The organism is Methyloceanibacter sp., assembly GCF_051306395.1.
In the GTDB taxonomy this organism is placed as follows: domain Bacteria; phylum Pseudomonadota; class Alphaproteobacteria; order Rhizobiales; family Methyloligellaceae; genus Methyloceanibacter.
Genome location: NZ_JBPPND010000232.1, coordinates 1 through 9428, shown reverse-complemented (window position 1 = coordinate 9428; position 9428 = coordinate 1). Strand labels below are relative to the sequence as shown.

At 64.8% G+C, this 9428-nt stretch carries 8 protein-coding genes; 4 read left to right on the top strand and 4 right to left on the bottom strand.

Going from position 1 to position 9428, the window contains the following annotated elements; translation table 11 throughout:
- Window positions 1-191 precede the first annotated feature (191 nt).
- On the top strand, window positions 192-893 hold the full coding sequence (locus tag ACSLE4_RS12485) for a PRC-barrel domain-containing protein (RefSeq protein WP_435904765.1): 702 nt from the start codon (window positions 192-194) through the stop codon (window positions 891-893).
- Between the two features lie 66 nt (window positions 894-959).
- On the opposite strand, the gene ACSLE4_RS12480 is transcribed toward ACSLE4_RS12485, so the two are convergent.
- From ACSLE4_RS12480 to ACSLE4_RS12470, 3 genes are read right to left on the bottom strand one after another with little or no spacing between them, the layout of a single operon-like run.
- The gene (locus ACSLE4_RS12480) at window positions 960-1430 is read right to left on the bottom strand and encodes a DUF2269 family protein (protein WP_435904764.1); all 471 of its coding nucleotides are present in this window, start codon (window positions 1428-1430) and stop codon (window positions 960-962) included.
- 3 nt (window positions 1431-1433) lie between these two features.
- Entirely contained in the window at window positions 1434-2735 is a 1302-nt protein-coding gene (locus tag ACSLE4_RS12475) for an NAD(P)H-binding protein (protein ID WP_435904763.1), read from the bottom strand.
- A 46-nt stretch (window positions 2736-2781) separates the two neighbouring features.
- The gene (locus tag ACSLE4_RS12470) at window positions 2782-3258 is read right to left on the bottom strand and encodes a single-stranded DNA-binding protein (protein ID WP_435904762.1); all 477 of its coding nucleotides are present in this window, start codon (window positions 3256-3258) and stop codon (window positions 2782-2784) included.
- Window positions 3259-3557: 299 nt separating this feature from the next.
- Here ACSLE4_RS12470 and ACSLE4_RS12465 point away from each other — a divergent pair, with 299 nt between their 5' ends.
- Window positions 3558-4169 (top strand): MAPEG family protein, encoded by a 612-nt coding sequence (locus tag ACSLE4_RS12465; protein ID WP_435904761.1) that lies wholly within the window; start codon window positions 3558-3560, stop codon window positions 4167-4169.
- Window positions 4170-4172: 3 nt separating this feature from the next.
- Here the strand turns inward: ACSLE4_RS12465 and ACSLE4_RS12460 are convergent, their stop codons facing one another.
- On the bottom strand, window positions 4173-4739 hold the full coding sequence (locus tag ACSLE4_RS12460) for a DUF2585 domain-containing protein (protein WP_435904766.1): 567 nt from the start codon (window positions 4737-4739) through the stop codon (window positions 4173-4175).
- Between the two features lie 92 nt (window positions 4740-4831).
- On the opposite strand from ACSLE4_RS12460, the gene ACSLE4_RS12455 reads away from it, so the two are divergent.
- Both ACSLE4_RS12455 and uvrA read left to right on the top strand, forming a co-directional pair.
- Entirely contained in the window at window positions 4832-6400 is a 1569-nt protein-coding gene (locus ACSLE4_RS12455; RefSeq protein ID WP_435904760.1) for an ATP-dependent DNA helicase, read from the top strand.
- A gap of 95 nt (window positions 6401-6495) precedes the next feature.
- Window positions 6496-9408: an excinuclease ABC subunit UvrA gene (uvrA, locus tag ACSLE4_RS12450; protein ID WP_435904759.1), complete on the top strand. Its 2913-nt coding sequence runs from the start codon at window positions 6496-6498 to the stop codon at window positions 9406-9408.
- The last annotated feature ends 20 nt before the right edge of the window (window positions 9409-9428 follow it).

The following is a 9428-nucleotide window of genomic DNA, read 5'->3' as shown; positions in this document are numbered from 1 at the left end:
AAAACGGCGGCTTTCACGCCCTCAGAAAACGCATCCGCGCAAGCTATTTTTGGAACTCAACGAGTCGGCGAACGTTTGTTGGACACTGCAGCGGCATGGACTGTGCCGCCCATAAATTGCGGCGCAAACGTGGCGCCGAGTCATCAGTCAAACGAGTGATCGACGAATACCCAACAAAGGGAGAAGACCCAATGAATAGACTTCTCACAGGTACGGCGGTTGGCCTGCTCATGAGCATGACCCCCGCACTTGCTCAGGACACCGACCTTCCGGCCGACGAAGCGCAGACCCCTCCGGCCGCGTCGGAGGAGACGCTGCCGTCCGACATCGCGCCGCCGGAAATCATGCTGGATGAGCCGGCCGACCCGGCTGAGCCCATCCCGGACAGGTCGTCCGAGATTGCCCCGCCTGAGGACGAGGTCATGCCGCCTCTGCCGAAGGCGAGCGAGCTCGACGAACCGATGGACCATCCCCAGGAGGCGATCGAGGATTCGGCAGCTCTTGACCAGCCGATATTCGGCGCCAAGCAGGAGACCGATCAGTGGCTCACCAGCAATATGATCGGCCAGTCCGTGATGAACGCCGACAACGAAGCCATCGGCCACATCAACGACGTCGTCACCAACGAGAACGGCGAGATCGCCGCTGTGCTGATCGGCGTCGGCGGCTTCCTCGGCATCGGCGAGAAGGAGGTGGCCGTGCGTTACCAGGACCTCACGTTCAACCGCGACGAGGCGCAGAACGTGACCGTGGTGACACCTCTGAGCAGCGATATGCTTGCCTCGGCCCCCGACTATGAGCGCCTGAGCGAGCAGGCTGTCACCGTCGGCGAGAACAACAGCGTCATCGAGAAGGACGAGGAGCGGCTTCCGAGCGATCCCGGCATCAACTAAGCCGTGAGCGTTCGCGTGAAACAAGCCCGGTCTGCCGAACGGCAGGCCGGGCTTCTTTGTGCTCCGCTATGCCGGCTTGGCGATCATCAACCAGAAGATCGCGAGAACCGAAAGGAAGGCTGGCCAGCCGAGCCAGAACCACGCCCGCGACAATCGCCAATAGGTGTCGGGAAGCGCGGTCGCGCCTTCCTTCACAGCGGCGGAGGCGATGTCGCGCATGCGTATCTGTAGGACAACCACCGGCAACCAGCAGGCGGCAACGAGAGCGTAGAGGACGAGGCTTGCGACGATCCAGGTTTGCTCGAGGCGATAGCCCGCCACATGCACGAGCCATAGCCCGGTGACCGGTTGAGCGATGGCGGCGGTCGCCGTGAAGACGTAATCGGCGACAACGGCGATGCGGAGCGTGGCGGCGATACTTGCCGGCGCCTCGTGCCGCTCGGCCCGATAGAGGAAGAAGGCGATCCCTGCGCCGGTCCCGAGCAGAACCGCCGCGCCGACAAGGTGCAGGAATTTCAGCGCGAGATAGAGTGACATCGCCTACCGCTTCTCTTGAAAGGCCATGACCACGAGTGTCGCCCCCATCAACGGGACAATCTTGAGAAGCGCCCCGAACGGATCGAACCACAAGGCGGGCGCGACGACGCTGAGGCCGACCAAATAGACCGTACTGATGGCGAGTTGCAGCGCCCCTGCCCGCCGGACCCAGCCAGGAACCAGGAACAAGATGCCGGCGAGCACATCGACGGCGGCGCCCAAGGCTACCAGCGGCTGCGCTAGGGCGGGATCGACGCCAATATGCGCAAGGATGGTGCCTGCGAGCAGCGTCGTGCTCGGGCCAAGGGCGATGAGGCCCGAGAGAATCCAGAACACCGCCAGCGCCACTTGGAGGAACGGCACGGCGAAATAGGCACGGGCGTGCAACCGGTCTTGCATCGTTGCCGGCGTGCTCTGCAACGTCTCCGCAAAGGTCTTCACCGGGCCCGCGATCCGCGCGAAGCGCTCGCCGTCCACGATCCGGTCGTAGAGCATCTGGGTGAGCGAGGTGGTCCGGACCGCCGAGGCATGACCGATCCAGCCCGCCACGTCGCCGAAGCGCAGCAGGATGCGCAGCAGCGGTAGAGGCACGGCCAGCTCCCATGCCGGCGCAAAGCCGAGCCAGGCTCGCAAGCTTCGGAGAATGTCGCGCACGCTGAGTGCCTCGGGCCCGGCGGCGAACAGCGTTTCCCGCCGCACCGTTTCCCCCGTCACGAGCTTGACGATGCCGCGCGCCAGATCGTCCGCCGCGATCGGCTGGAAACGCTCCGTGGCCGGCCCCGGCAGCGGCAGGATGTAAGGCAGACCCGCGAGCCCGCGCATCAACGCCGTGCCGCCATAAGCGCCCGGTCCGATCACGAGCGACGGCTTGACGATGACCCAATCGAGATCGAGGGATGCCAATGCCGTATCGGCTTTTGCCTTGGATCTGGCATAGCCGCTCACCACGTCGCTCTCGGCACTCACCGCGGAGACATGGACGACACGGCGGACTCCGGTCTCCGTGCAAGCCTCGAATAGTGCGATCGTGGCATCGCCGTGAATGCGCTCGGCGTTATCCTTCACGGTGCCTTGCAAAATGCCGACGCAGTTCACCACGGCGTCGATGCCGCCCAGCCGCTCACGCCACTGGGACACGTCCGTGTCGCGATTGAAGTCGCAGGCAATCCAGTCGATGTCCGGAAAGATGCGCCGGCCAAAATCCAGATCTCGGCCCGCCCCCACGACGCTCACGCCTTCGCGTATCAGCGCGGTGACGACCTCTCGTCCGATGAATCCATAGGCGCCGGTGACGAGGCAGCGCATCAGCGGGGCGGCGCGCTACCGATCGAGCGCGAAAGCATGCGGGCCGTCAGAACGGGATCTCGTCGTCGAGCTCCTTGTTGAACGAGGCGTCGCCGCCTCCCAGCGGCTTGGTGCGGCCAAACTCGCCACCACCCCCGCCGCCGCTCTCGCCCATGCCGCCGCCCTCGCGCTGGCGGCCGTCGAGCATGGTGAGCGAGGAATTGAACCCTTGGAGCACGACCTCGGTGCTGTAGCGCTCCTGGCCCGACTGATCTTCCCATTTGCGGGTCTGGAGCGAGCCTTCGAGATACACCTTCGAGCCCTTGCGCAGATATTGCTCGGCGATACGCGCCAGCCCCTCGTTAAAGATGACCACGCGGTGCCACTCGGTCTTCTCGCGCCGCTCCCCGGTCGCTTTGTCGCGCCAGCTGTCGCTCGTCGCCACCCGCAAATTGACGATCGGCCGGCCGTCCTGCGTATGGCGGATTTCGGGATCGGCGCCGAGATTGCCGATGAGAATGACTTTATTGACCGATCCGGCCATGGTTTGGACCTCCCCGCGGGTAAGCGTTACATATGCCCTTCAGGGCAATCCGGCAGTCTAGGCTCACAAGCCGCGGCCTTCCAGGCAACTCCCTGCCGGTGCCCGACCTGTCCACAAGCTCCACAAGCCAGAGCGTCTCCTTTTATGTACCTGCTTTGTTCTTATTCGTCCACTATGTCGCCCTCTTGTGGTTTCAAGGCGTGGGCCCTATGGCTAAGACAAGAACACGAAGCGATTTCATTGGCGGCGCCTCCCCAGCGCGGGATGGTGCTGACCTGAAACCCAGGACGAAGGGGAACATGCAGCGGTCCGTCGATCAGCAGCACGCATCAGGACGCCGGAAGGCAAAACGGCGCGATCCACGCGTCAAGTATTTTGGCTTCACCGCCATGCAGTGGCCGTTCATCGCCACGCTGGTGGGCAATTGGCTCTTCGCGGCAGCCTTCTTCGCAGCTGCGAAATACTTCTGGACGTGGACGCCGGAGGCCTGGGGCATTGCCGATCGCCTCGCTTTGGTCATCAAGGACGCCGTCGTCGCTCTGGTGCCGGGCATCATCGGCATTTGCATCGTTGCCGCGCAGCGGCTCGATCCGTCGATGTTTGTCGGCCGCGTGCCCAAAGCCAATTCGCCGGTCGACATCAACAACCGGTTCATCCTCAACACGTTCGAGCAGTTCACCGCGTGGTTCATCGCCAATGCGGGCTTGGCCATGTACTGCCCGATCGAGGAGGCGCGCACGCTGCCGATCCTCACGGCGCTGTTCGTTTTGGGCCGCATCCTGTTCTGGATCGGCTACCACAAGAACCCTTATTTGCGCGCTTTCGGCTTCGGCCTCACCTTCTATCCGACGGTGGCGGCCTTCGCCTGGCTCATGCTGATCATGATCTTCGGCATCCGCGTGCCGCTTTAGCCGCTATCTCCCCTGCTGCCATTGCAGGATCGCCTCGCTCGGCCACACGAACATGATGACGTTCAGGGTGAGGCCGTCGCGGATCATGACGCCGACGAACACCTCGAGCGCGACGGCGATCAGAACCGTGACCCAGACGGGCAGCCACGCGGCGAGAAAGAATCCGGCGATCATGAAAAGAATGTCGCTCACCGAGTTGAGCACGCTGTCGCCGTAATAATCGAGCGAGACGGTCATCTCCCGGTAGTGGTTGATGACGAAGTCGGTGTTCTCGGCCACCTCCCAGGTCGCTTCCACCAGGACCGCCAGGATCAGCCGAAGGCCGAAAGAACTGCGCGGGGCGATCAGCCAGAACAGCCCATAGAACAGACAGCCGTGGATGATGTGGGAGGGCGTGTACCAGTCGAAGATGTGCTGGGAATTTTCCGCGCTGACCACATCGAAATGCCAGAGTTTCACATACCCGCATTTGCAGATGAGCGGATGGCCCATGGCGTAGAGGACTGCGCCGGCGATCAGAATAATGCCGGCGACGATGGCGATCTGGGTGCGGGTCATGGTGCGGCTCATGGTCATGTATTTCTCTATGGGCTGAGAATCGCGGCGGCGCCATCGGTTATGCTGGAATCGTCGCGCGGATTCGAGCAGAGACGGGAGAGGCAATGACTCAAGACGAGGCGCTGGCGCTGCTCAGGACCGGGGCCAGCATCTTCCTCACCGGCCGGCCCGGCAGCGGCAAGACCCATACGGTCAACCGCTATCTCAAGGAGTTGGCGCAAGCCGGCGTCGATTACGCCTACACCGCCTCGACCGGTATCGCCGCGACCCATGGGCACGGCGTCACCATCCATGCCTGGAGCGGCATCGGCGTGCGCGAGACGCTGACACGGCGCGATTTGGATACCATCGCCGCCAATCGCCGGGTCGCGGGGCGCATTGAGAAGACCAACGTCCTGATCATCGATGAGATCTCGATGCTGCCGGCGCAGTCCCTGACCCTCGTGGACACGGTCTGCCGTCACATCCGGGGGACGCCCGCCCCCTTCGGTGGTCTCCAAGTGGTCCTGGTCGGCGACTTCTTTCAGCTGCCGCCGGTGACGCGCCGGCGCCCGGACGCGGGGCTCCTGGACTTCGGCGGCGATGGCGACGGCTTCGGCGCGGTGTTCGCCCATGGCTCGTCGGCCTGGCGCGATCTCGATCCCACGGTCTGCTACCTGTCGGAGCAGCACCGGCAAGACGACCAGCCCTTTCTCGACGTGCTCGACGCCATCCGCGCCAATGCCTGCACCGGCATCCATCGGGAACGGCTCGCCGCGCGCATGGTCGACCGCGATCAGCTACCGGCCAGCCGCACGCGGCTGTTCACCCATAATGCGGCGGTGGACGACATCAACCGGCAGCAATTGGCCAAGCTCGGCGGCGAGACCCGCAGCTTCGCCATGACCGCCAAGGGGGCGCCGCCCGCGATCGAGACGCTGAAGCGCGGCTGCCTCTCGCCGGACATGTTGGCGGTGAAGCCCGATGCCGTCGTGATGTTCACCAAGAACGATCCGGCCGGGCGCTACGTGAACGGCACGCTCGGGCTCGTGGAGGATTTCGATCCCGAATCAGGCGCGCCGGTCGTGCGCACGAAAGCCGGCAAGCGCATCGTGGCCGAGCCCGTCACCTGGAAGATCGAGGAGAACGGCAAGGAGCGCGCGAGCGTGACGCAAGTTCCGCTGCGGCTCGCCTGGGCCATCACCGTGCATAAGAGCCAGGGCATGTCGCTGGACGCCGCCGTCATCGATCTCTCCCGCGCCTTCGAATACGGCCAGGGCTATGTGGCGCTGTCGCGCTTACGAAAGCTTTCGGGCCTGCATCTGCTGGGCCTCAACGAGCGGGCCTTGCGCGTGCATCCGCAAGCCATCGAGACGGACGCCGCGTTCCGCGCGGCTTCGGAGCACGCCCTCGATACCTTGGCGCGCCTTGGTCCGACGGACCTCGCCGAGCGCCAGGCGGCATTCCTGGAGGATTGCGGCGGCCGCCAAGCCGAAGCCGCGCAGTCCAAGAGCTACGACGTCGCCACCATGCGCCAGAGCCACGGCAAAGCCTATGCGCCCTGGACCGAGGGCGAGGAGCGGGATTTGCGCCGCCGCCACCAGGCGGGCGAGAGCGTGGGCGCCATCGCCGCCGAGCTGGGCCGCAAGCCCGGCGCCATAAGGTCGCGCCTCAAAAAGCTGGCGCTGATCTAGCGCCGCCTCTCCCGCGCATTTGGGCCTCTTGTGGGCCGTCTGAGAGCCAGCTAAGCCTTGCGGTCAGGCCCTCGTCCCCCGACATTGCTAACGGCATGACCTCCAAATCCATCTCCATCCGCGGCGCGCGGGAGCACAACCTCAAGAACGTGTCGCTGGACCTGCCCCGCGAGCAGCTCGTGGTGATCACCGGGTTGTCCGGTTCCGGCAAATCCTCGCTCGCCTTCGACACCATCTATGCCGAGGGCCAGCGGCGCTATGTGGAATCGCTGTCGGCCTACGCGCGCCAGTTCCTCGACATGATGCAGAAGCCGGACGTGGACCATATCGAGGGTCTGTCGCCCGCCATCTCCATCGAGCAGAAGACCACCTCGAAGAACCCGCGCTCCACGGTCGGCACGGTCACGGAGATCTACGACTATATGCGCCTGTTGTGGGCGCGGGTCGGCATCCCCTACTCGCCCGCGACGGGCTTGCCCATCGAGAGCCAAACCGTGAGCCAGATGGTGGACCGGGTGCTGGAGCTGCCGGAAGGCACGCGGCTCTATCTGCTGGCGCCCATCGCGCGGGGCCGCAAGGGCGAGTACCGCAAGGAGCTGGCCGAACTCCTGAAGAAGGGCTTCCAGCGGGTCAAGATCGACAACGCCTTCCACGAGATTTCCGAGGCCCCGGCGCTCGACAAGAAGATCAAGCATGACATCGACGTTGTGGTGGACCGGGTGGTGGTGCGCACGGACATCGCCGCGCGGCTCGCGGACTCGCTCGAGACGGCGCTGGGCCTAAGCGACGGCATCGCCATCGCCGAATTCGCCGACGCGCCGGCCAAGCCCGCGAAGGGCGCCGCCGAGCGCATCATCTTCTCGGCGAAGTTCGCCTGCCCCGTCTCCGGCTTCACCATCGAGGAGATCGAGCCGCGACTGTTCTCGTTCAACAATCCCTACGGCGCGTGTCCCGAATGCGACGGGCTCGGCACTGAGCTGTTCTTCGAGCCGGAACTCGTGGTGCCCAACGAGACCTTGAGTCTTTCGCGCGGCGCCATCGCGCCGTGGACGCGCACGAGCGCGACCTCGCCTTACTACCAGCAGACCTTGGAGTCGCTCGCCAAGCACTACCGTCAGCCCATGACCAGACCGTGGAAGGACCTGCCCGAAGATTTCCGCGAGATCGTGCTCTACGGCTCCGACGAGGAGGAGATCGAGTTCACCTATGACGACGGCGTGCGGCACTACTCCACGGAGAAGCCGTTCGAAGGCGTCATCACCAATATCGAGCGGCGCTGGCGCGAGACGGAGTCCAACTGGGTGCGCGAGGAGCTGGAGCGCTACCAGTCGGACCAGCCCTGCGAGGCCTGCACCGGCTATCGCCTGAAGCCGCAAGCGCTCGCGGTGAAGATCGCAGGCCTCCATATCGGCCAAGTCACGGACATGTCGATCCGCGAAGCGAAGACCTGGTTCGATACCCTGCCCGAGCACCTCACCGCGAAGCAGAACGAGATCGCCGCGCGCATCCTGAAAGAGATCCGCGAGCGGCTGACCTTCCTCAACGACGTGGGCCTCGAATATCTCACTCTGTCGCGCGCCTCCGGCACGCTGTCCGGCGGCGAGAGCCAGCGCATCCGCCTCGCCTCGCAGATCGGGTCTGGCCTGACCGGCGTGCTCTACGTGCTGGACGAGCCCTCCATCGGCCTTCATCAGCGCGACAACGCGCGCCTGCTCGAAACCCTGAAGGCCTTACGCGATCTCGGCAACTCGGTGATCGTGGTCGAACACGACGAGGAGGCGATCCTCGAAGCGGACTATGTGGTCGATATGGGCCCGGGCGCCGGCGTGCATGGCGGCGCGGTGGTGGCCGAAGGCAGCCCCGAGCAGGTGATGCAGAATCCGGACAGCCTCACCGGCCAATATCTCACCGGCTTCAAACAGATCCCGCTCCCCAAAGAACGCCGTAGGCCTAAGAAGGGCCGCGCGATCAAGGTCGTCGGCGCCTCCGAAAACAACCTCAAGGACATCGACGTCCAGATCCCGCTCGGCCTGTTCACGGCCGTCACCGGCGTCTCGGGCGGCGGCAAGTCCACCTTCCTCGTCGAGACGCTCTACCGCGCCGTGGCCCGCAAGCTGAACAATGCGCGCGAGCTCCCCGGCGCGCACGAGACCATCGAGGGCCTGGAGCATCTCGACAAGGTCATCGACATCGACCAGTCTCCCATCGGCCGCACGCCGCGCTCCAACCCGGCGACCTATACGGGCGCCTTCACGCCCATCCGCGAATGGTTCGCCGAGCTGCCGGAAGCAAAGACGCGCGGCTACAAGCCCGGGCGCTTCTCGTTCAACGTCAAGGGCGGGCGCTGCGAGGCCTGCCAGGGCGACGGCGTCATCAAGATCGAGATGCATTTCCTCCCCGACATCTACGTCACCTGCGACGTGTGCAAGGGCAAGCGCTACGACCGCGAGACGCTGGAGATCAAGTTTAAGGGCAAGTCGATCGCCGACGTGCTCGACATGACCGTCGAGGAAGCGGCCGAGCTGTTCAAGGCTGTCCCCTCGGTGCGCGACAAGCTCGAGACTCTAAAACGAGTTGGCCTAAGCTACATCCATGTGGGCCAGCAGGCGACGACGCTGTCCGGCGGCGAGGCGCAGCGCATCAAGCTCTCCAAGGAGCTGTCGAAGCGCGCCACGGGCCGCACGCTCTATATCCTCGACGAGCCGACCACGGGGCTCCACTTCCACGATGTGGCGAAGCTGCTCGAGGTGCTGCACGAGCTGGTGGACCAGGGCAACACGGTGATCGTCATCGAGCACAATCTGGAGGTGATCAAGACCGCGGACCATATCGTCGACCTCGGCCCCGAAGGCGGCGATGCCGGCGGCCGCGTGGTGGCGACCGGCACGCCCGAGGAGGTCGCGCAAGTCGCGGAGAGCTATACCGGCCACTACCTCAAGCAGCTGCTCGACCGGCGTGGCTCAAGCGCGCGCGGCAAGCGCCCGGCCAAGGCCGAAGCTGCGGAGTGAGTCACCTATTTGCCTTGTTG

Bases quoted from the DNA above. Each gene is read 5' to 3' on its own strand.
- ACSLE4_RS12485 (WP_435904765.1), top strand. From the start codon at position 192: ATGAATAGACTTCTCACAGGTACGGCGGTTGGCCTGCTCATGAGCATG.
- ACSLE4_RS12480 (WP_435904764.1), bottom strand. From the start codon at position 1,430: ATGTCACTCTATCTCGCGCTGAAATTCCTGCACCTTGTCGGCGCGGCG.
- ACSLE4_RS12475 (WP_435904763.1), bottom strand. From the start codon at position 2,735: ATGCGCTGCCTCGTCACCGGCGCCTATGGATTCATCGGACGAGAGGTC.
- ACSLE4_RS12470 (WP_435904762.1), bottom strand. From the start codon at position 3,258: ATGGCCGGATCGGTCAATAAAGTCATTCTCATCGGCAATCTCGGCGCC.
- ACSLE4_RS12465 (WP_435904761.1), top strand. From the start codon at position 3,558: ATGCAGCGGTCCGTCGATCAGCAGCACGCATCAGGACGCCGGAAGGCA.
- ACSLE4_RS12460 (WP_435904766.1), bottom strand. From the start codon at position 4,739: ATGAGCCGCACCATGACCCGCACCCAGATCGCCATCGTCGCCGGCATT.
- ACSLE4_RS12455 (WP_435904760.1), top strand. From the start codon at position 4,832: ATGACTCAAGACGAGGCGCTGGCGCTGCTCAGGACCGGGGCCAGCATC.
- uvrA (WP_435904759.1), top strand. From the start codon at position 6,496: ATGACCTCCAAATCCATCTCCATCCGCGGCGCGCGGGAGCACAACCTC.